This window comes from Colwellia echini (assembly GCF_002843355.2).
Lineage (GTDB): Bacteria > Pseudomonadota > Gammaproteobacteria > Enterobacterales > Alteromonadaceae > Colwellia > Colwellia echini.
Genome location: NZ_PJAI02000016.1, coordinates 75,712 through 95,804, shown reverse-complemented (window position 1 = coordinate 95,804; position 20,093 = coordinate 75,712). Strand labels below are relative to the sequence as shown.

Genomic DNA, 20,093 nt, shown 5'->3' with positions numbered 1-20,093 from the left:
AGAAAATAATCCAGTTAGAGTATTTTTATTAATAAATAATATAAAAACGAGTTATTCTACAAGCTCGTTAGAGCTACTTTGACATTTCCCTCCTGCGTACATACAATGTACATATGGTAAAATTCGAATGGAATGCAGCTAAAGCTGTAACAAATATCAAAAAGCACGGTGTTTCTTTTGAGGAAGCTAAATCCGTATTTTTTGATGATTTTGCCGTACAGTTCTTTGATCAAGAGAACTTCGATACTGAAGACCGCTTTTTGATGCTTGGAATGAGCAATGAAACTAATTTATTACTTATTTGTCACTGTGAACGTGACGATGGAAATACTATTAGGGTTATCTCTGCTCGAAAAGCAACGAAAAACGAAAGTAAAAACTACCAGCGAGGGCATTAATTATGAAAGATGAATATGATTTATCCGCAATGAAATCGCGTAAAAATCCTTACGCAAGTAAATTAAAAAAACCAGTAACCATGCGTCTTGGCGAAGATGTCATATCTTACTTTAAAGGTATGGCGGAAGAATCAGGCGTTCCTTACCAAAGCTTAATAAACTTATATCTTCGAGACTGTGTTGCGACACATAAAAAAATAGATATTAACTGGCATGCGTAGTCGTAGCTCTATAAGGCGCTCAAACGGAAAAATTACAGTTGGCTCGCGCTTCGCGCAGTTTAGCCTAACTGTATTTTTCCGCTTAGCTTAGCGTTATATTGCTAATGGAGTCAGCATCAAATTGATACACTTTTCCTTTATTCCATTAGAAGAATTAAATTCAGCGGTTTTAAACTCACTTGAAGATCGCTATGAGTTAGAAGATGTTTTGACGTTCGAGACAGCAGATGAACTTAAAATATTCGTCGCGCTTTTAGGTGCTGAACTTTCAGAAAGCCCATTTCAAAACCTCGAAGAAGTAGACTCATCTTGGTTAATTAACCGCGTTCTTAAGTCTTTCAGTGAAACTGAATTTGAATCCTTTTACCAAGAATGGATAGCTTCAACTGGTCGCGATAACAATATGGATGAGTATGGGCAATTAATATGTTTTAATAGCTTTGTTGGTAAATTAAACCAAGCAACTCATAAGGTTGTGTTGCAAAACTCAATATAACAAGCCAATCAAGCAGGACAAAAAACAGTTGGTTTTGTTCGTGCCTTACTATTTTAACCAACTATTTTTAGCCTCTTATTGGGGCGTTGGTGCTTAGCGCTATCAAAACACATCATTATGCGTTCCAATTCTAGCAAGTTGTAAATAAGTATCATGAATACGGTAAATTAAAACCAAATCAGGTTTTATGTGACAATCCCTAAAGCCATGCCAATTTCCAACAAGAGCATGGTCAACATATTTAGCATCAAGAATTAAACTTTTTTGAAGTGTTGATATAACATTACCTACTTCAATAATTTCAGGTATTGGTAATTTCGTAATTTTTTTAAAGTCTTTTTTAAATTGAGAAGAATAATCAAGAGTTAACATTTACTACTTTACCGTCAGTTAACTCTGAAATAAGACTGGTAACACTTTCTGATTTCTCTCCTAAACCTTGTGAAAGTTCTTGGATAGCTGTTACGGTCATAACATTAGGTTGTTTTGCTTTTAATTCAAAAGGAATTCCACCGTAATTTATTACAGCGCGAGCAAAAAGCTTAAGGGCTTGTGAAGGGCTTAAGCCTACTTCATCACAAATATGAGTAAAAGCTAGTTTTGTATCATGATCAATTCGAGTTGTGAGCATTTCTGTTTTCATTATTAAGTACCTATTTTGCTTACTTTGTATCACTTTGTATTACATTGTAGATCAAATATAGGCAAAAGCACATAACAAGTTACTCAAATAGCACAAATACAGTTGGCTTTTTGCTCAATGGTATGGACTCCTCACCTTTGACCTAATAGGGTAAGGTGAAGACGCCAATCAACAGGAGCCCAAACCATGAAAAAGTCTACCACTATTAGTATCGATCTAGCTAAAACTGTTTTCCAAGTTGCCTTATTTAATAAATATGGTGTGCTAAAATCCAATAATAAAATAAGCCAAGCAAAAATGGTTCAGTTCATTGCCCAGCACCCAGAAGCAGTAATTTTCCCATTGAATGGGCGTTATGTGCCGTAATGGTATCGGAGTTGCGCAATTAGAATAACGTCTTCCTGATGTTTATAAACGATTCTATGCTCATCGTTTATTCGTCGAGACCAATATCCAGATAAACCATGTTTTAAAGGTTCTGGCTTACCGATACCTTCTTGGGGAGTTCTTTGAATATCTTTAATAAGTAAATTAATACGCTTAAGTATTTTTTTATCGGTAGTTTGCCAATAAAGATATTGCTCCCAAGCTTTTGTAGAGAATGTTAATTTCATTCAATAAGCTTTCTTTCAGTTCCATTACCTGCTTCAAGTTCAGCAATGGAATCTAAAAGGCTTCTAGCATTTGCAGGAGATCTTAGTAAATATGTAGTTTCTTGCATGGCGTTATAATCTTCTAGCGATATCATAACAACAGGATCTTCACTTTTACGGGTAATAATAATTGGTGCGTGATCATTACAGACTTGCGCCATCGTATTTGCTAAATTTGCTCTAGCGGCGGTATAACTTATTGCATCCATGTGTAACTCCAAAATGTTCATGTACGTTAATTGGTACAGTATAGCGTATTGGCACATAACAAGTCACTCAAAAGGACAATGATCTTCACCCGCTTTAACGGACACCAAAACCTAACTAAAGTGAGGTGTCTTATGCCAAAGTACAACTATCCAAGATGAACTTGGAAGTATTCAAATGACTTTAAAGTTAACGCCGTTCAATTAAGTTTCGTTGTTGGTATCACATTAAAACAATCGCACAAAAGCTCGAAATCCACCCGTTTATGTCCGTAATGTCGAAAATGTTGCCTCTTAGAACTTAAACTCCATGGTAATTGTCAGGCGATATAGAATTCTATTTTTGAATTTTTAAATTCGGAAACTAATTGATCCACTTAATATTTGAACGGACTCGATTTAATAAAAGCATCAATATCAGTTATTACTTTACCATCTGGTTTTTGAGCTTGCTCTAGCAAGTCACTTTGAGAATACAATATAAATCGATCTGGCTTGCTGGCGCTAATTAAATGTTCTTTAACGAATACTTTTATTTGCTCAAGGCTTAAACTCAAAACGGCCTGTAATAACAAAGACTTCTTATTAAACTCTTGATCTTTGTTACAAATAGCTCCCCAAAATCGCTGACTCTTAATACGCAGATTATTATCTTTTTCTTGTAACTGGCTCGCTAAACCGTGTTGTAAATGTTGCCATTGGTCATCATTAATAGTGTCAAGCTCTGCAATACTGTCATCGATAAACTCATCCATAGCCATTGCTAATTTATATGCATCGCAGTGTGGCGATTGTATATAAAGAGCAATGCCGGGATAACTATTGATAGGGACAAAACCTACACCGACAAGATATCCATATTGTTTTTCAGTGCGCATTTTTTGAAAAAATAACGGCGATAAGATATGACTTGTCATCATGGCAAGTGCTACGGATATTTCATCTTTCTCGGCAAAGGCGGTGTAAATAACACAAGCATGATCATGTTCAGGTAAATCTAACGGGATTAACTGCGTACCTAGTGTTGCAATATCGGTTACAGGGCATTGCATAGCATATTTTTCATTAACCTTACCGTGAAATGCATGTTCTATAGTTTCACACATTTGTTTAGCATGCTCTATTAACCAGTTACCGTGTATTAATACTTCTAAGGTAACTTGTAAAAATAATTGCTGACTAAAATGTTGATACTGTGTGAAAGTCACTTGCGCAAGTGCTTGTGCTAAGGCTTGACTACTAGGGTTATTTGGCTGCATTACCGAGCTTAACGTAGAAAATAATTGTGAGATTGACTTACTTTTATTGCTATTTTCCCAATGTTTAATTAACTGCTGTTTAAATAAAATAAAATGCTCTTCAGTGACTTGATGACTTTGTAAGCGAGTTAATAACTTACTTAATAGTAAATGTTGATTTTCACTGTAGCCAGATAACTGTACGGTTACACCGCCTTGGTGTGCATATAAATGATAATGAATACCCGCTAGTTCGGCGTCATAATTTTCTTCAACAACCGTATCTGTGTAGAGATCTACAAATAGGCGTGTCATAGCCGTATTAGCAACACTGGCGACGACGAAAGGTGAATCAATACCTATATATAAATATCCCTTCGGTACATTGAAAGTCTGATCTTTTTTATACCAAGCAATTAAGCCATTTTTATCGATGATTTTCTCAGGTAGAAGCGTAGTTTTTTGATAGTCCGGATCGACGGTTTCGTTTTTGTATATTATAGGATCTTCGATAATATAAGGATTTGGCTGTGGTAAAGATAGCCCTTTAGTATAAGACTTAACGATTAACGCTTGCCAATTAGGTGCACGCCACTGCATCAATTTTTCAGAGGGAATAGGGCTTACATGGTAAGGAACTTGGTACCAAAAACTGTTCTTAGAAAAACTATTGTTTTGGCTAACATGCATAATACGCATATTATCAACCTGTAAATACTCAAGTAAGTGTGAAATATTATCTTGCGACATGCCTTGCATCACATAATCACCAAAAATATAATCTTCTTCGGGATAATATTGCATGTTAATAACTAGATGACTAACGCTATCTAACGGACGCATTGTTTCATGATAAAGAAAAGCTAGATTACAAATTTTTTGTTTTTCATGATAATAATATTCTGCAATTTCTGTATTTTTTAATAATCCGATATAAGAAAATACAATGTCTATGATTTCATCAATATGTTCTTCACCTGAATCGGTAAGAGCAATGCTAATATTAAAGTCTTTAAAGTTAGAGCCATTAATACCTGAGCCTGCGGTTAGCCCTAATGCCCATTGATGTTTTTTAAGTAAAGATAAAATACCACCTTCACCTTCATGTCCCAATAAATAAGCCAATATAGACTCTGGTTTGTCTTGATAGTATTTATCAATACTTTCCATGGCGAAGCTAATGATTAATTGATGGTCATTTTTAACCGGACAAACATCTATTTTTATTTTTTTATTTTTAGCTAAATATAATGGTTGTGTAATTTTCGGCAGAACAGATTTTGTTGATTTGATGCCATTAAAACGTAATTCGGCGAGTGCTTTTAATTCGGCGAGTGTTTGTGGCCCTTCAATAGCTAAGGTCATATATTGTGCGCAATAATAGCGTTGAAAAAAAGCTTGTATTTCTTTGCTAATATTCACACCTTTACGATCGGCTAGGGTATCGAGGTTGCCGACAGAAAACTGTGAAAATGGGTGATTAGGGTTGATGGTATCCTTGTGTACATCATATAAACGCCTAATGTCGTCTTTTAATTTTAAGGTAAACTCTGCATCAATATTTTCCCGCTCTTTGACAACAAAATCATCGCTAAGTAAGGGAGCGATAAAAAACTCACTAAAGCGTTCAAGTGCATCACTAAACTGCGCGGCAGAAATATCAAAGAAAAAGCAAGTGTGCTCAGTACCTGTCCAGGCATTATGATTGCCACCATGTTGACTAATGAATTTTTGATATTCACTGCCATCAGGAAAGTTTTTTGTGCCTAAAAATAACATGTGCTCTAAAAAGTGTGCTAAACCTTGACGGTCTCTGGGATCGTTAAAATGGCCAGCATTTACCGCTAAAGCGGCTGCAGACTTTGTAGTTTCATTGTTATGAATGAGCAGTACTCGTAATCCATTTTTTAGAGTAATTGCTTGATATTGTTTGAAATCATTCGGACTTTGCTTCAACACTAAGGCTCCTAAAATTACTTTAAACAGCAAAGCGATTGTTGATTTTATCGGGTAAGTTAAGAACATAACAGGAAGAAAGTACAATTCCTTAATTACTTAAAGGAATAAAAAAAACCTATTTATTCTTAACCTATGTTATTAATGAGACATCATTTCTATTACTATAGCCGCAAAAATAGCTTAGACTCAATAGTTTAGGCAATTAAATCAATAATTGGCTTAAAAAATTAAATAAATCCGCTAATGTAAATCATGGTCAGCGAGAAAATTAATGCAACTTTATATAATGCGGCACGGTGAAGCTAAACAGTTTAGCTTAGAAAATAATTGTCAAGACAGTGATTTAGCCTTAACCGAACATGGTAAAAGTGAAGCGAAAGCAATGGCTAAATGGTTTGCTAAAAGAAACATCAAGCCTAAGCATGTTTTTGTCAGTCCTTATGTTAGAGCGCAACAAACCTGTGACTTAGTGACTGCACATATGAAAACGGCGATCACAACATTAGATTTTATTACACCATTAGATGATGCGCAGCCAATACACGACTTTATTGATGGTTGGCTAAATGAGCAAATTGCTAGTGATGCGAAAAGTATGTTAGCAGAAGATAGTTTAGTGATTATCTCGCATATGCCACTAGTGAGCTTTTTAGTGGCAGAGTTAACTGATTCTAATAATGCACCTATTTTCGCGACTGCAGGTGTGGCTCATATTGATTACGATATTGAAAAAATGCAGGGTACTTTTCAAGGGTTAGCTTCACCCTAAGGAAATATGAGACTTAACTAAAATTCATATAAGTTGTGGTGCTAGCTGAATTTATCTTTTAATTCTATTAACGCCAAAATAGCACCATTTCCCCCCCATTCTAATGGTGCTTGATGAAATGCCATTACATCGGGATGTTGCACTAACCAGTGTGGTACTTTGTTCTTTAAAATATGGGAACCAATACCATGGACAACACAAATACATTGCGCGTGTTCTTTCTGACAAGCAAATAGTAGGGCGGCAAGCTCTTTTTTAGCTTGATGCTGATCTAACCCGTGTAAATCTAAAATTAAATCGGGGCGATAATGCCCACGTCGCAAGTTTTTAGCTTCAAAGCTATCAACGCCTTCACGCACGTACTTCATTGGCCCTTGTTTATTTAAATCGGGTTCAAATTCATCTGAAAAATGAAACTGCGCAATCGCTCTATTTCCCTTGTTATCTGCTTGGTCATTTTTTAGGGAAGTGTTAGACTTATGCCCACTTTTATTTAAGCGAACTGTGTCGTTGATTATCGGTTTGACTTTACCGATAGCAGCCATAAAAAGTTGTTTTTCATCAACCATTGTTTCTTGCATTACTGACTGTGTTTTTTGCTCCGTAATCTCAGCGTTTTCTTGCTGGTTTTTGTTAAGCTCAGCTGTCGCTATAGTCGATTTTATTTGGGCTTTTAACGCAGTCATTTCTACTTGTAATGCAGATTTGAGCGATGATTGAACTGCAGATTTGGCAGGATATTTAGCGGTTTTATTTTTCATCCATGCAGTGTAAAACATTTTTGCGTGAATAAAAATAAATTAATCATGGCTGATAAATCAAACTATATATTAATAATTAGTACATTTCGCAATACCTAAGGAAACAAACTTGAGCAATACAAAGAGTGAAAATATAACCTCGCAATTACACACAATTGCAGATTATTGCCGTTATGGCGCTAGTTTATTCAATCATGCCGAGCTATTTTATGGTCATGGTAGTAATAATGCCTTAAGTGAGGCTATTACCTTAGTTATGTTTGCCTTGGCTTTACCTGAAAATATGACAGACGAAGTGATGAACTGCCGTCTAGTTGAGGACGAGAAGCAGCAAATACTCGCCTTATTCGCGGAGCGTATTGAAACGCAAAAGCCAGTTGCTTACCTCACGAATTTAGCTTACTTCGCACAATTACCTTTTTATGTGGATGAACGTGTTTTAGTACCTCGTTCGCCTATTGGCGAATTAATTGAAAATCATTTCTCACCATATTTTAGTGCTGAAAATCCACCACATCAGATATTAGATTTATGTACAGGTAGCGGCTGTATTGCCATTGCTTGCGCGAGTTATTTTCCTGATGCCGAAGTCGATGCGGTAGATTTATCTATTGACGCGTTAGATGTTGCGCAAATGAATATTGAAAATCATGGTTTAAGTGAACAAGTTATTCCTATTCAATCGGATGTTTTTTCAGGGGTTGAAGGGCACAAATATGATTTGATTGTCAGTAATCCTCCTTATGTAGATCAAGAAGATATTGATAGTTTACCTGCCGAATTCACCCATGAGCCAGAAATGGGCTTAGGTTGTGGTGAAGATGGTTTAGATATTGTACGCATTATACTAGCTCAAAGTGCACAACATCTTAATGATGATGGCATACTTATTTGCGAAGTAGGTAACTCACAATATCATGTCGAAACCTTATACCCTGATGTAGATTTTACTTGGTTAACCTTTAAACGTGGTGGACATGGTGTATTTATGCTGACTAAAGTGCAGCTAGAAAGACACCAACAATTATTTTTAGCAGCATTAAAGTTGTAGCCGTTAAAAAATTTAAAACCATGTAGATAAAGCAAACTAAAGCAAATTAAATAAAATACAGATAGAATGTGCGGTAAAATTGGTTAATCAGAATAAGATTACTTAAAGAAATACTTTAAAGAGCAAAAAACTTAAATACAAATTAGCTCAAATACAAATTTATAGGCGGAAAGTTACATGTCAGGCAATACCTTCGGAAAGTTATTTACAGTCACCTCATTTGGTGAAAGTCACGGTTTAGGATTAGGCGCAATTATCGATGGTTGTCCACCAGGACTTGAATTAACTGAAGCAGATTTACAAATCGATCTAGATAGACGTCGCCCAGGCAAAAATAGATTTACTACAGCTCGCAGAGAGCCAGATGAAGTTAAAATTTTATCAGGTGTGTTTGAAGGTAAAACCACGGGTACACCAATTGGCTTAATGATCGAAAATACCGATCAACGTTCAAAAGATTACGGCAACATCGCGCAAAGTTTCCGTCCTGGTCATGCTGATTATACCTACTGGCAAAAGTACGGATTACGTGATTACCGTGGTGGTGGTCGCTCTTCAGCACGTGAAACAGCAATGCGAGTTGCTGCAGGTGCAGTTGCTAAAAAATATTTAGCTGAAAAGTTTGGTATTAAAATTCAAGCCTGTGTTACGCAAATTGGCGAAATTATTGCCAGTGGCCCAAATGGCACACCGTTTGATGTAAATACAGTTGATTGGGAAAAAGTGGAAGAAAATCCATTTTTCTTTCCTGATGAAACTAAAATTGAACCATTAAGTGAATACCTTAAAGACATCATTAAAGCGAAAGACTCAATAGGCGCGAAAGTTACGGTAGTGGCGAGCAACGTACCTGTTGGTTTGGGTGAGCCAATTTTTGATCGTTTAGATGCTGAAATTGCCCACGGCTTGATGGGTATTAATGCTGTGAAAGGTGTAGAAGTAGGTGATGGCTTTGCGGTTGTAAATCAAAAAGGCTCAGAGCATAGAGACGAGCTTACACCTGATGGATTTTCAACAAATCATTCAGGCGGCATACTTGGCGGAATTTCTTCAGGACAATCAATTATTGCCCATTTAGCGCTTAAACCAACATCTAGTATTGGTGTAAATGGTAAAACTGTTGATTTAGAAGGTAAAGCAACTGATATCATTACTAAAGGTCGTCATGATCCTTGTGTTGGTATTCGTGCAGTACCTATTGCCGAAGCAATGTTGGCGTTAACTTTAATGGATCATTTCTTACGTCACCGTGGTCAAAATGCTGATGTTGTTTGCGTTACACCGGATATTGAAGCGTAATCAATAGTCCGACTTATAGTTATTTAAAGTTACTTATGTATAGAGACTTATATATGTTATTTATATTAGCTATTAACGTTAAGTATTAGCTTAAAAGATAACATGAAAACAAACTAGAGCAGGTTAAATGATCTTCTTTCAATCGATGAAAGGAAACGTTTAACCTGCTTTTTTACATCTATACTTTTTTACACCTATAAAGGTTAATAAGCTTGCCATTATTCAATGCGATGTTTACTCGGTTATCGTCGAGTTACTTTTTTTACTTTGCTTTACTAGGATTAACTTCACCTTACTTAGCGCTTTTTCTAGATGGTTCGGGCTTTAACTCTCGTCAAGTTGGTGAAATTATTGCCATCATGACAGTGACCAAAATAGTTGCGCCAACATTATGGGCAATTCTTGCTGATATAACCGCGAAACCATTACTCATAATGAGGTTAGGTGTTTTTTTAGCATTATTTAGTTTTGCTCTTCTTTATTGGTTCACTACCTATTGGCCGTTAACGTTTAGTTTAGCGCTTTTTACTTTGTTTTGGACTGCCGTGCTACCGCAGCTAGAAGTACACACTTTAAATTCAATAAGACAAAGCAGCAAAATTTATGCGCGTATCCGCTTATGGGGAAGTTTAGGTTTTATAGTAATAGCCGTTATTGCTGGCGAAGCTATTGCTAGGTTTGGTTATTATGCATTTACGAGTATAGGGGTAATAATTCTTGGTGGCTTGTTCATCACCACTTTACTTATAACGCCCAAACGGTTGAAGCCTAATGTTGTTATTGTTTCGGCAACTGCCTCTGTAAATTCCGTAAAAACTAAAGCTAGCATTGCTAAACCATCAATCGTCAAAAAACTACTTGAACGACACTTTATCGCATTTTTTATTGCAGGGTTATTATTACAGATAAGTTTTGCGCCGTATTATGGTTTTTTCGCGTTATTTTTACGTGACTTTGATTACTCAGGTTTAGCTATCGGTTTGTTTATTTCAGTAGGGGTAGTTGCTGAAATAGTGGTGTTTATTTATATGGGTGCCATATTTAAACGTTTATCGCTGACTAGTTTATTGGTTTTTAGTTTAGCGATTACCGCTGTTAGATGGTTTATGATGCCTATTGTTGCCGACTCTGTATTTTGGCTCACCATTAACCAAGTAGGCCACGCAGCAAGTTTTGCTATATACCATAGCGCCAGTATGAAGTTTATTTCATCACATTTTACTAAAACACAACAAAGCCGAGGCCAAGCAATATATCTTGGTGGCGTATACGGTTTAGGTGGTGCGGTTGGCGCTTATGTAACGGGAATATTATGGTTAGATGGCCAGGGCGCAACAAGCGCTTTTATTATGGCGGGAAGTTGCGCATTGCTTGGAGCGATTGTTATGTTATTTAGTCAAACAAGAAAAACTACTCGAACAGTATAGCGATAATTATTACAGAGTCCGAGTAGCTTTAGTTTAAATGATTACGGTTTTCTAATTAGATAACTATTCTAAAAGCCAATATTTGCCATTTAACTATTCTAGAAGCTAATAAACTATGGCCAAGGATTAACGATTAACGATTAACGATTAAGGTCTAAGCAATATGTGCTTTTAAGGGGGCCCAAACCGCTAATTCATTGCCACTTGGCTCGGTAAAATGAAAACGTCTACCGCCTGGAAATGAAAATATACTTTGGGTAATTATACCACCAGATTGTTGAACATGACGTTCGCTTGCTTCTAAATCTTCACTGATTAATACAATTAAACAAGCACCATTGGCGGTATTTGACACTAAATTGGATTGAAAGAATCCACCTTCAAGCCCTGAATTACTAAAAGCCGTGTACTCTTCGCCGTAGTCAATAAATGTCCAATTGAATGCTTGCTCAAAAAAAGCCTTAGTAGCGGGAATATCTTTTGCAGGAAATTCTACATAATTAATTGTATCGCGAAGTGGCATATAATTACTCCATAGCTATCGGTTAGTTATCGGTTAGTTATCGATTAGTTATAACAATAGTTGATAATAAATTAAGTAACTCGAAGTATGCATTAAAATTTAATATCGAGTACAACTTTTACCAATAAAGGTACAGTAAAAAGATGAATAAAATAAAAACGAAAGACGACACTAGTTGCCAATTACCTAGCGAAAAGACAAACATTGCGCAATTAGGGCATGAGGTTTTAAGAAAACGCGCTGCAGAAGTTGATAATATTCTAGGAGAATCATGCCAACAACTGATTGTGGAAATGATGAATGCCGTTAGTATTGCAGGTGGTGTAGGTATTGCAGCACCACAAATACATCATAGTTTACGTATTTTTATAATGTGTTCAAAACCTAATGCTCGTTATCCTGATGCGCCATTAATGGAGCCAACAGCAATCATTAACCCTGAAATATTACACGCTTCAACGGAAAAAACCAAAGGCTGGGAAGGTTGTTTAAGTGTGCCAAGCATACGCGGTTTAGTGCCACGACATAATGAAATAACCGTGCGATATTTTGATCAACAAGGCCAAAAACACCAAGAAGTATTAACTGGCTTTATTGCTATTATATTTCAACACGAGCTAGATCATTTAAACGGTTTGACGTTCATTGACCAAGTTGAGTCGACCAAAGACTTGATCAGCGAAGAAGAGTGGTACAAACAGTTTGCTAAGGGTTAACTAATGTGAGGATAAATAATTTATTTTAAATACAATAAAGCTAGAGTAATTATATTGAATAAGGCATTTGATATTACTGTTAAAGTTAAAAGCGGGATTATAGATTTTAGTAAAAATCACTTAACCATTACAAAATAGAATTATGTGAGTAATGGCTAAGTGTCGATCTGTAGTTTTCACTTTAACTTTAAGGTAATAATTTTAAGGACGTAATTTTTCAGGTATAGCTTACGGACGTAACTTTAAAACTTCATCGATATCGTTAGCACAATGACGAATGGGTAATTGTTCCCACTCTTCGCCCCACGAACAATTTACAATACGACCTCGTTGTACCGCTTCTCTTTTGGCAATCGCTTTTGCCCAGCGGGTAACATTGGTATAAGTATCTACTTGTAAGAAATCTGCAGCATCATACAACTTGCCTAACACTAAATTGCCGTACCAGGGCCAAATAGCTATATCCGCAATTGAATATTCATCACCTGCGATAAAAGTATTATCTACAAGTTGCTTGTCTAAGACATCTAATTGACGTTTAACTTCCATAGTAAAACGGTTAATTGGGTATTCTTGTTTATCATCAGCATAAGCATAGAAATGACCAAAACCGCCGCCTAAAAATGGTGCTGAGCCTTGCGCCCAAAATAACCAGTTAAACACTTGAGTTCTTGCTGCGCCATTTTGCGGTAAGAATTGTTCAAACTTTTCAGCTAAGTGAACCAATATTGAAGCCGACTCAAAAACCTTAACAGGGTCTTTACCTGTTTTATCAACCAAAGCAGGAATTTTTGAATTGGGATTTACGCCAACAAAACCGGATGAAAATTGGGCTGACTCACCAATATTTATGATAAAAGCATCATATTCAGCTTCTTTAATACCAAGCGCTAATAGTTCTTCGAACATTATGGTAACTTTTTGACCATTGGGCGTAGCTAACGAATAAAGTTGAAATGAGTGTTCGCCTACAGGTAATTCTTTTTCATATCTTGCCCCAGACTCTGGACTGTTGATATTAGCCCACTTGTTGCCGTTGCTTACTTCGTTTAGCCATACTTTTGGTGGTGTATATTTATTGTCACTCATAGTTTTGCCTTTAATATTGAAGATTGATGAACATATATTTACGATTGAAATAACGTGAACTAAAGTTACTTAAACAAATGATACGATAGTATTAAGTTTGATTCTTAGTGTATGTGTAAGTGAATGTAAGATCATTATAAATTGGCTGGTGTAGGGGAGGTAAGAATTGAGCTAGGTATTTTCTAGGCGTAAGTCAGCCTAGAAAAGGAAAGAGTTAAGGTAAAATAGCAATCTTCAGAGAATAGCTTTCAAGGAGAATAAACTAAATAAAGGGCTATTGATTTATAACTCTTGATAGCCGAGTAAAGGCAAGGTGTTAAAAAATCGAAATTTATACTCTGTGTCTTGATTATCATTAGTTGAACGTAACGAAATCGCAAGACGATGTTCTTGTTTTTCATCAATTTTAACGGTTGGATAAAATAACCAATTACGCCATATATTGGCTTTATCTTCTCTGTGCTCAGCAAAACTTAAATTAATATCGTTTTTAATAGCAAAATATTCTTTATAGTAATCCATGTCATCGTTGATTTTAAAACTATAATCTACTAAAGGAATGGATAAACCTAAGCCCCAAGCTTTTATGTAAGCCTCTTTTAATGTCCAATAATCATAAAACCTATCATGTTGTTGATGAGTTGGCAGTTCGAAAAGCTCAAGATTTTCTTGTTGTGAATAATAACGCCCTGCAATAGCAAGTACATTATTACTCCTACCAGTATTTTCAACATCACAGCCAATATCATTTTCGAGTGTCACTGCACAAATAATCAGACTTTTAGTATGACTAATATTAAAACGCAGCGGAATAGAACAATTAACCACTTCAGGTTTGTCTTTAGCACCTTTTTCAAACTGCCAATCTTGCGGTGCAACATCATCATAATACGATAATAAATCACGAATAAATGCACGAGTAACTAAAGCATCATGGCGGTCTTTTGCAAATTTATAGCGCTGTTGTTTCTCTAACTCACTAGGGGTAAGTAATGCTTGATAGCTTGCTAATAACCCATCATCGCCAAGTAACTCCTCTGGTTTTGTCATCCAGAGATGAACTTCATTGCTTGCTATGTTGATTTTTTGTTTAGTACGAGCAGATAGCTCAGATTGAGAAAAAGAATTCATAAAAAGTATCGGAAGCTTGTATTGCTTTAATGTTGTGGAATTAATTGTTGCGGAATTAATAATCAAAGAAACAGTATTTTAACATGGTTAATATAAAAAACATTATATTTATAAAAATGTTTTTTGTATTTTAATGACAAGAATAAGTATTTTAGCTGTTTTTTATTGGAAATTAGCAATGTTTTTCTTATTTATAGCTATTGGTTATTTAACTAAAGTATTTCATTAAAACTGTAAGTTATTAATAAATTTGTAAAAGCTTGTATCGGGTGATTGTGTTGGGTTTGAAACGTGTGTATATTAATCGCCTTAAGTTATTTACCAGCATTAGAAAACAGGACGTTATAAGATCAATTTAAATATGGATAAAAATGACTAAAAACCATTCTTTAAAGCAAGTATCGACTGCAGAAACTACTAGCCAACACGCTAATGCCACTACTACGCCTGAAATACGTGCTTTTATTCACGAGTCAGACTTGCCTACCGCTGTGCTTGCTCGTTTATTGAAAATATCAGAAGCGACAGTGCGTAAATGGAGGAAGCGAGAATCCCTCGTTGATGCTTCGCATGTACCTAAACAGTTACACACTACGTTAAGTGAAGAGCAAGAGTATGTAGTGGTTGAATTGCGTACTCGGTTATTGCTTTCGCTTGATGAATTACTCGCCGTGGTTAAGCAATTTATTAATGCTAATGTCTCGCGAGCAGGTTTGCAGCGTTGCCTTAAGCGTCATGGTATTTCTCGCCTTGCAAATATAGCGAGTCACGTTAATGGTGTTGAAGCGACAACTATCAAAGTCGTTTTAGAAGACAAAAAAGCGCATAAACAACTGACTTCTGATCTTTCCCCTGAAGCAATGCGAGCAGTGTTAAATCGTATTAACGACAGTAATGACACTGGCAGTATTGTTACAGAGCGTGATGCTACTGAGGTAGTACAAGTTAAAGTAACTCAACTCCCTAACTTCATTAATAAAAAATGTGATGACCAGGTAAGTGAAGAAACTAAGCATCGTTTACTAATCGCTAACGATCCAACTTCAGGTTGGGTTTATGTTGATGTTTACGATGGTAATGAAACTGAAGCGGCAAATCGTTATATGAGCTACGTGCTCACAAAAGCCCCGTTTCATATTCGCCGAATTTTGGCGGGGAATTACAATGAATTTTTAAGTCGTTTTCGTTTATTAAATGAAAGTCCTGATGAAGCAACAACACATTTTAGTGTAGAAAACACTGAAGCAAGTGTTAACGAGCAAAATTCATCAAAAAAATATGAAAATGACATTGTTCACCACAGTGAAAATAAATAATAACTCTAGAGTAACCACCATGGCTAAAAAGCAAACCACATCAAACACATCGGTAACGACTGCAATTGACGAAAAAATCTTTAACTCTCGTCTTCAAGAATGCCCAATTGCCATTGTTGGCATGGCGTCTATTTTCGCCGAAGCTAAAAACTTAGAAGAATATTGGGATAATATTTTCGAGTCGGTTAACGGTATTACCGATGTGCCAGAAAGCCAGTGGAAAGTTGAAGATTATTTTGACAGTGATCCGAAAGTAAAAGACAAAACCTACTGTAAACGCGGTGGTTTTTTACCTGAAATTGATTTTGATCCAATGGAATTTGGTTTACCGCCAAACATTATGGAGCTTACTGATATTGCTCAACTTCTGTCGTTAGTGGTGGCGCGTGAAGTATTAAATGATGCGGGTATTGGTGATGATTCAGGTTACGATCGTGACAAAGTTGGTATTACTTTAGGTATAGGCGGTGGACAAAAACAAATTGGTCCATTAACTTCGCGTTTGCAAGGTCCTGTACTTGAAAAAGTATTAAAAGCATCGGGCGTTGACGCAGAAGATCGCGCTATGATCATTGATAAATTCAAAAAAGCTTACATCGACTGGGAAGAAAACTCATTCCCAGGCATGTTAGGTAATGTTATTGCAGGGCGAATCGCTAATCGATTTGACTTTGGTGGAACCAATTGTGTAGTTGACGCTGCGTGTGCAAGCTCATTATCAGCCATTAAATTAGCTGTTTCAGACTTACTTGAATATCGCTCAGAGGTAATGATTTCAGGTGGTGTATGTTGTGATAACTCGCCATTTATGTACATGTCATTTTCTAAAACTCCGGCATTTACCACTAACGATGATATTCGACCGTTTGATGTCGACTCAAAAGGCATGATGATCGGTGAAGGTATCGGCATGATGGCATTTAAGCGTTTAGAAGATGCTGAGCGAGATGGCGATAAAATTTATGCGGTATTAAAAGGTATTGGCACTTCAAGTGATGGTCGCTTTAAATCTATTTACGCGCCACGTCCAGACGGGCAGGCCAAAGCGTTAAAACGTGCTTATGATGATGCCGGTTTTGCCCCTAAAAGTTGTGGTTTAATTGAAGCACACGGTACAGGTACTAAAGCTGGTGATGCGGCAGAATTTAAAGGTTTAGTAAAACATTTCACACAAGATAATGAACAAACACAACATATTGCTTTAGGCTCAGTAAAATCACAAATTGGTCACACCAAAGCCGCGGCTGGTGCTGCAGGTATGATGAAAGCTATTTTAGCGTTACATCATAAGGTTTTACCGGCGACCATAAATGTTGATACACCAAACCCAGCTTTAGATATTGAAAACAGTCCGCTTTATATTAACAGCGAAACTCGCCCTTGGATGCCGCGAGCTGATGGTTTACCACGCCGAGCAGGCATTAGCTCGTTTGGTTTTGGTGGAACAAACTTCCACATGGTATTAGAAGAGTATCAATCGAAAGCGCAAGGCAAATATCGTATTAATTCAGTACCAGAATCATTACTTTTTAGTGCTAGCAATCAATCTGCGTTAATCAACGAATTACAAAGTTGGCAAGATAAATTTACTGCAGCCAATAACGAAGCACAATACTATGTGTTTAATGATTTAGTCACGCAATGTGGTATTAGAGCAATTAACGCTGATGATGCGCGTTGTGGTTTTGTGGCTAAAAATGCTACTGAAGCATTAACCTTTATTGAACTAGCGTTAAAACAATTTAACGCATCAGCACAATCAACAAACGCATGGTCATTACCAACGGGTATTTATTTTCGAGAAGAAGCACTTGAAACCTCGGGTAAAGTGGTGGCGCTTTTCTCAGGTCAAGGATCGCAATATGTAAATATGGGGCGTGAACTAGCCTGTAATTTCCCAACGATGATGCAAGCGGCAAGTGACATGGATAGCGCGTTTATCCATGCAGGATTACCGCAATTATCGTCGGTAAGTTACCCAATTCCAGTTTTTAATAATGATGCGCGAAAAGCACAAGAAGAAGCATTACGTTTAACTCAGCACGCACAACCCGCTATTGGCACCTTCAGTGTTGGTTTATATAAAACCTTTACCCAAGCAGGTTTTAAAGCTGATTTTACGGCAGGACACAGTTTTGGTGAGTTAACGGCATTGTGGGCAGCAGGGGTATTGTCTGAGCAAGATTATATGATGCTAGCATTAAGTCGTGGGCAAGCTATGGCAGCACCTGTTTTAGATTCTGAGCATAACGAAAAACAAGATAATGGCACCATGATAGCCGTAGTGGGCGATACTAAAGCGGTGGCTGAAGTAATTAAAGATATCAGCGATGTTTCAATTGCTAACTTCAACTCGAATAATCAAGTGGTAGTTGCGGGTGTAACCGCACAAATTGAAATTGCGAGTAAAGCGTTAAGCATACAAGGCTTTAAAGTCGTACCATTACCTGTTTCTGCGGCATTTCATACGCCATTAGTTGCTCATGCACAACAGCCTTTTGCAAAAGCGATTGATAACGCTAAATTCAATAAACCTATAGTTCCTGTTTTTGCTAATGGCACTGGTAAAGCATATTCAAATAAAGCGGCTGATATTAAAGCGGCGCTTAAAAATCATATTTTAGAGTCGGTACATTTTAATACTGAGATAGAAAATATTTATGCTGATGGCGGTAGAGTCTTCGTTGAGTTTGGTCCTAAAAATGTTTTAACTAAATTAGTTGAGAATATTTTGGGTGATAAAGACGATATAGTAACCATTGCAGTTAACGCTAATGCCAAACAGTCTTCAGATAAACAATTAAGACAAGCAGCAATGCAACTTGCCGTACTTGGTGTGCAATGTAATGAAATTGATCCATATAATGCGGTAAAACGGCCAGTAACTGCGCCGAAAATGTCACCATTAGCGATGAAGTTAACAGGTAAGTCTTATGTTAGTGCTAAAACGGAAAAAGCATTTGCTGACGCCTTAGCAGATGGTCAACTTATTAAGCAAGCGAAACCAACAGAAGTGATGGTTGAAAAAGTGGTCGAAAAAGTAATTGAAAAACCAGTAGAGAAAATCGTTGAAGTAGAAAAAATTGTTTATGTATCGCAAAACGACGATTCACTTAATTCTCAGCACCAACAACAGCAACAACACTCGAGCTCAAGTTTAGAAAATGATGTAGCTGCTTTTATTGCCCATCAACAACAGTTATTAAATGTTCATGAACAATACATGCAAGGCCCACAAGCCTATGCAAAAACGGTTGATAGTGTACTAACCGCTGTTGCGAACAATCAATCTGGTAATGAAATACCAGCAAGTGTTGAACGCACGTTAAACATGTATCACGATTTTCAAACTGAAACCTTGCGCGTACACGAGCAATATCTAAATAGTCAAACCGATAAAATGTCGGCTTTAATGACAGAGAATTCTGATACTAAAGCTAATATTCATGTTCCAGCAGCTCCTTCTACACCTGTACCTTCTGCACCAGTAACTTCTACATCAGTAAATAGTTCATTAGTAAAGCCAGAGTCAGCAACGCCTGTGTCGCAGCCTTTGCAAGTTAGGGCTGCTGCACAAACAGTAGTGCCAACTCAAACTATAAAAGTGGAAGAGCAAAAAGTAGCATTATCAAGTGCACAAGTTAGCCAAGTCATTGCTGATAATACCAATACGGTAGACTTAACTTACATTCAAACCGTGATGATGGAAGTGGTTGCCGATAAAACAGGTTACCCAACTGAAATGCTTGAGCTTGGCATGGATATGGAAGCAGACTTAGGTATTGATTCAATTAAACGTGTTGAAATCCTAGGTGCAGTACAAGAAATAATTACAGACTTACCTGAGCTTAATCCAGAAGATTTAGCAGAGCTGCGTACACTGGGTGAAATCGTTGCTTATATGCAAGAAAAGATGCAAGGCAAAGAAGCAGTTGTTACGGCTGAAAATGCACCAGTAGCCCCTACAGTACCTATTGTTGAAAAAACGACTGAAACAACGACTGATGCAACAACTGCATTAGTAGCGATAGACTTAAAACATATTCAAACCGTGATGATGGAAGTGGTTGCCGATAAAACAGGTTACCCAACTGAAATGCTTGAGCTTGGCATGGATATGGAAGCAGACTTAGGTATTGATTCAATTAAACGTGTTGAAATCCTAGGTGCAGTACAAGAAATAATTACTGACTTACC

20 protein-coding genes and 1 pseudogene are annotated in these 20,093 nt (G+C 36.8%); 12 read left to right on the top strand and 9 right to left on the bottom strand.

Features of this window, described 5'->3' with window-relative positions:
- Positions 1-113 precede the first annotated feature (113 nt).
- The 3 genes from CWS31_RS13385 to CWS31_RS13375 all read left to right on the top strand — a co-directional run bounded on the left by CWS31_RS13385 (position 114) and on the right by CWS31_RS13375 (position 1,115).
- Positions 114-398 carry a BrnT family toxin gene (locus CWS31_RS13385; RefSeq protein WP_101342691.1) on the top strand — a complete coding sequence of 95 codons (285 nt, stop codon included), beginning with the start codon at positions 114-116 and terminating at the stop codon, positions 396-398.
- Between the two features lie 2 nt (positions 399-400).
- Positions 401-619 carry a BrnA antitoxin family protein gene (locus tag CWS31_RS13380; protein ID WP_101342692.1) on the top strand — a complete coding sequence of 73 codons (219 nt, stop codon included), beginning with the start codon at positions 401-403 and terminating at the stop codon, positions 617-619.
- A gap of 121 nt (positions 620-740) precedes the next feature.
- A complete protein-coding gene (locus CWS31_RS13375) occupies positions 741-1,115 on the top strand; it encodes a hypothetical protein (RefSeq protein ID WP_101342693.1) in 375 nt (124 codons plus the stop codon).
- Between the two features lie 102 nt (positions 1,116-1,217).
- Here the strand turns inward: CWS31_RS13375 and CWS31_RS13370 are convergent, their stop codons facing one another.
- Entirely contained in the window at positions 1,218-1,487 is a 270-nt protein-coding gene (locus CWS31_RS13370; RefSeq protein ID WP_101342694.1) for a type II toxin-antitoxin system YafQ family toxin, read from the bottom strand.
- Complete coding sequence (locus tag CWS31_RS13365; protein WP_101342695.1) at positions 1,474-1,758, bottom strand: type II toxin-antitoxin system RelB/DinJ family antitoxin; 285 nt, start codon at positions 1,756-1,758, stop codon at positions 1,474-1,476. The genes CWS31_RS13370 and CWS31_RS13365 overlap by 14 nt, the downstream gene beginning before the upstream one ends.
- Before the next feature lie 186 nt (positions 1,759-1,944).
- On the opposite strand from CWS31_RS13365, the gene CWS31_RS13360 reads away from it, so the two are divergent.
- On the top strand, positions 1,945-2,124 hold the full coding sequence (locus CWS31_RS13360) for a hypothetical protein (RefSeq protein ID WP_101342696.1): 180 nt from the start codon (positions 1,945-1,947) through the stop codon (positions 2,122-2,124).
- Here the strand turns inward: CWS31_RS13360 and CWS31_RS13355 are convergent.
- Together CWS31_RS13355 and CWS31_RS13350 are read right to left on the bottom strand one after the other, a co-directional pair.
- Positions 2,112-2,372, bottom strand: coding sequence for a Txe/YoeB family addiction module toxin (locus CWS31_RS13355; protein WP_101342697.1), 261 nt, complete (start codon positions 2,370-2,372; stop codon positions 2,112-2,114). The genes CWS31_RS13360 and CWS31_RS13355 overlap by 13 nt on opposite strands.
- Entirely contained in the window at positions 2,369-2,620 is a 252-nt protein-coding gene (locus tag CWS31_RS13350; RefSeq protein WP_101342698.1) for a type II toxin-antitoxin system Phd/YefM family antitoxin, read from the bottom strand. The genes CWS31_RS13355 and CWS31_RS13350 overlap by 4 nt, the downstream gene beginning before the upstream one ends.
- A 132-nt stretch (positions 2,621-2,752) precedes the next feature.
- Here CWS31_RS13350 and CWS31_RS13345 point away from each other — a divergent pair.
- Positions 2,753-2,886: pseudogene (locus CWS31_RS13345) on the top strand (transposase); the annotation flags it as partial.
- A 108-nt stretch (positions 2,887-2,994) separates the two neighbouring features.
- Here CWS31_RS13345 and CWS31_RS13340 read toward each other — a convergent pair.
- Positions 2,995-5,814 carry an insulinase family protein gene (locus CWS31_RS13340; protein ID WP_101342760.1) on the bottom strand — a complete coding sequence of 940 codons (2,820 nt, stop codon included), beginning with the start codon at positions 5,812-5,814 and terminating at the stop codon, positions 2,995-2,997.
- A 271-nt stretch (positions 5,815-6,085) separates the two neighbouring features.
- Between CWS31_RS13340 and sixA the strand changes: the two genes are divergently transcribed.
- A complete protein-coding gene (gene sixA / locus CWS31_RS13335) occupies positions 6,086-6,583 on the top strand; it encodes a phosphohistidine phosphatase SixA (RefSeq protein WP_101342699.1) in 498 nt (165 codons plus the stop codon).
- 41 nt (positions 6,584-6,624) lie between these two features.
- Here sixA and smrB read toward each other — a convergent pair whose 3' ends face one another.
- Complete coding sequence (gene smrB, locus CWS31_RS13330) at positions 6,625-7,344, bottom strand: endonuclease SmrB (protein WP_101342700.1); 720 nt, start codon at positions 7,342-7,344, stop codon at positions 6,625-6,627.
- A gap of 109 nt (positions 7,345-7,453) precedes the next feature.
- On the opposite strand from smrB, the gene prmB reads away from it, so the two are divergent.
- The 3 genes from prmB (at position 7,454) to CWS31_RS13315 (ending at position 11,121) form a co-directional block, all read left to right on the top strand.
- Complete coding sequence (gene prmB, locus CWS31_RS13325) at positions 7,454-8,395, top strand: 50S ribosomal protein L3 N(5)-glutamine methyltransferase (RefSeq protein WP_101342701.1); 942 nt, start codon at positions 7,454-7,456, stop codon at positions 8,393-8,395.
- A gap of 177 nt (positions 8,396-8,572) precedes the next feature.
- Positions 8,573-9,694, top strand: a complete 1,122-nt coding sequence (aroC, locus tag CWS31_RS13320; protein ID WP_101342702.1) for a chorismate synthase — start codon at positions 8,573-8,575, stop codon at positions 9,692-9,694.
- 212 nt (positions 9,695-9,906) lie between these two features.
- Positions 9,907-11,121: an MFS transporter gene (locus tag CWS31_RS13315; protein ID WP_246143534.1), complete on the top strand. Its 1,215-nt coding sequence runs from the start codon at positions 9,907-9,909 to the stop codon at positions 11,119-11,121.
- A 154-nt stretch (positions 11,122-11,275) separates the two neighbouring features.
- Here the strand turns inward: CWS31_RS13315 and CWS31_RS13310 are convergent, their stop codons facing one another.
- The gene (locus CWS31_RS13310; RefSeq protein ID WP_101342703.1) at positions 11,276-11,644 is read right to left on the bottom strand and encodes a VOC family protein; all 369 of its coding nucleotides are present in this window, start codon (positions 11,642-11,644) and stop codon (positions 11,276-11,278) included.
- 143 nt (positions 11,645-11,787) lie between these two features.
- On the opposite strand from CWS31_RS13310, the gene def reads away from it, so the two are divergent.
- Positions 11,788-12,360, top strand: coding sequence for a peptide deformylase (gene def, locus CWS31_RS13305; RefSeq protein ID WP_101342704.1), 573 nt, complete (start codon positions 11,788-11,790; stop codon positions 12,358-12,360).
- 228 nt (positions 12,361-12,588) lie between these two features.
- On the opposite strand, the gene yghU is transcribed toward def, so the two are convergent.
- Positions 12,589-13,449 carry a glutathione-dependent disulfide-bond oxidoreductase gene (gene yghU / locus CWS31_RS13300; RefSeq protein WP_101342705.1) on the bottom strand — a complete coding sequence of 287 codons (861 nt, stop codon included), beginning with the start codon at positions 13,447-13,449 and terminating at the stop codon, positions 12,589-12,591.
- A gap of 282 nt (positions 13,450-13,731) precedes the next feature.
- Positions 13,732-14,580: a 4'-phosphopantetheinyl transferase family protein gene (locus tag CWS31_RS13295; RefSeq protein WP_101342706.1), complete on the bottom strand. Its 849-nt coding sequence runs from the start codon at positions 14,578-14,580 to the stop codon at positions 13,732-13,734.
- Positions 14,581-14,951: 371 nt separating this feature from the next.
- On the opposite strand from CWS31_RS13295, the gene CWS31_RS13290 reads away from it, so the two are divergent.
- Positions 14,952-15,896, top strand: coding sequence for a helix-turn-helix domain-containing protein (locus CWS31_RS13290; protein ID WP_246143532.1), 945 nt, complete (start codon positions 14,952-14,954; stop codon positions 15,894-15,896).
- A gap of 19 nt (positions 15,897-15,915) precedes the next feature.
- Positions 15,916-20,093, top strand: a 4,178-nt coding sequence (locus CWS31_RS13285; RefSeq protein WP_148747768.1) for a type I polyketide synthase, incomplete at its 3' end; no start/stop codon positions are given.

Excerpts from the sequence above, each read along its gene's own strand:
- CWS31_RS13350 (WP_101342698.1), bottom strand. The coding sequence starts at position 2,620 with ATGGATGCAATAAGTTATACCGCCGCTAGAGCAAATTTAGCAAATACG.
- CWS31_RS13310 (WP_101342703.1), bottom strand. The coding sequence starts at position 11,644 with ATGCCACTTCGCGATACAATTAATTATGTAGAATTTCCTGCAAAAGAT.
- CWS31_RS13370 (WP_101342694.1), bottom strand. The coding sequence starts at position 1,487 with ATGTTAACTCTTGATTATTCTTCTCAATTTAAAAAAGACTTTAAAAAA.
- aroC (WP_101342702.1), top strand. The coding sequence starts at position 8,573 with ATGTCAGGCAATACCTTCGGAAAGTTATTTACAGTCACCTCATTTGGT.
- CWS31_RS13290 (WP_246143532.1), top strand. The coding sequence starts at position 14,952 with ATGACTAAAAACCATTCTTTAAAGCAAGTATCGACTGCAGAAACTACT.
- yghU (WP_101342705.1), bottom strand. The coding sequence starts at position 13,449 with ATGAGTGACAATAAATATACACCACCAAAAGTATGGCTAAACGAAGTA.
- smrB (WP_101342700.1), bottom strand. The coding sequence starts at position 7,344 with ATGAAAAATAAAACCGCTAAATATCCTGCCAAATCTGCAGTTCAATCA.
- sixA (WP_101342699.1), top strand. The coding sequence starts at position 6,086 with ATGCAACTTTATATAATGCGGCACGGTGAAGCTAAACAGTTTAGCTTA.
- def (WP_101342704.1), top strand. The coding sequence starts at position 11,788 with ATGAATAAAATAAAAACGAAAGACGACACTAGTTGCCAATTACCTAGC.
- CWS31_RS13295 (WP_101342706.1), bottom strand. The coding sequence starts at position 14,580 with ATGAATTCTTTTTCTCAATCTGAGCTATCTGCTCGTACTAAACAAAAA.
- CWS31_RS13365 (WP_101342695.1), bottom strand. The coding sequence starts at position 1,758 with ATGAAAACAGAAATGCTCACAACTCGAATTGATCATGATACAAAACTA.
- CWS31_RS13355 (WP_101342697.1), bottom strand. The coding sequence starts at position 2,372 with ATGAAATTAACATTCTCTACAAAAGCTTGGGAGCAATATCTTTATTGG.
- CWS31_RS13360 (WP_101342696.1), top strand. The coding sequence starts at position 1,945 with ATGAAAAAGTCTACCACTATTAGTATCGATCTAGCTAAAACTGTTTTC.
- CWS31_RS13380 (WP_101342692.1), top strand. The coding sequence starts at position 401 with ATGAAAGATGAATATGATTTATCCGCAATGAAATCGCGTAAAAATCCT.
- CWS31_RS13385 (WP_101342691.1), top strand. The coding sequence starts at position 114 with ATGGTAAAATTCGAATGGAATGCAGCTAAAGCTGTAACAAATATCAAA.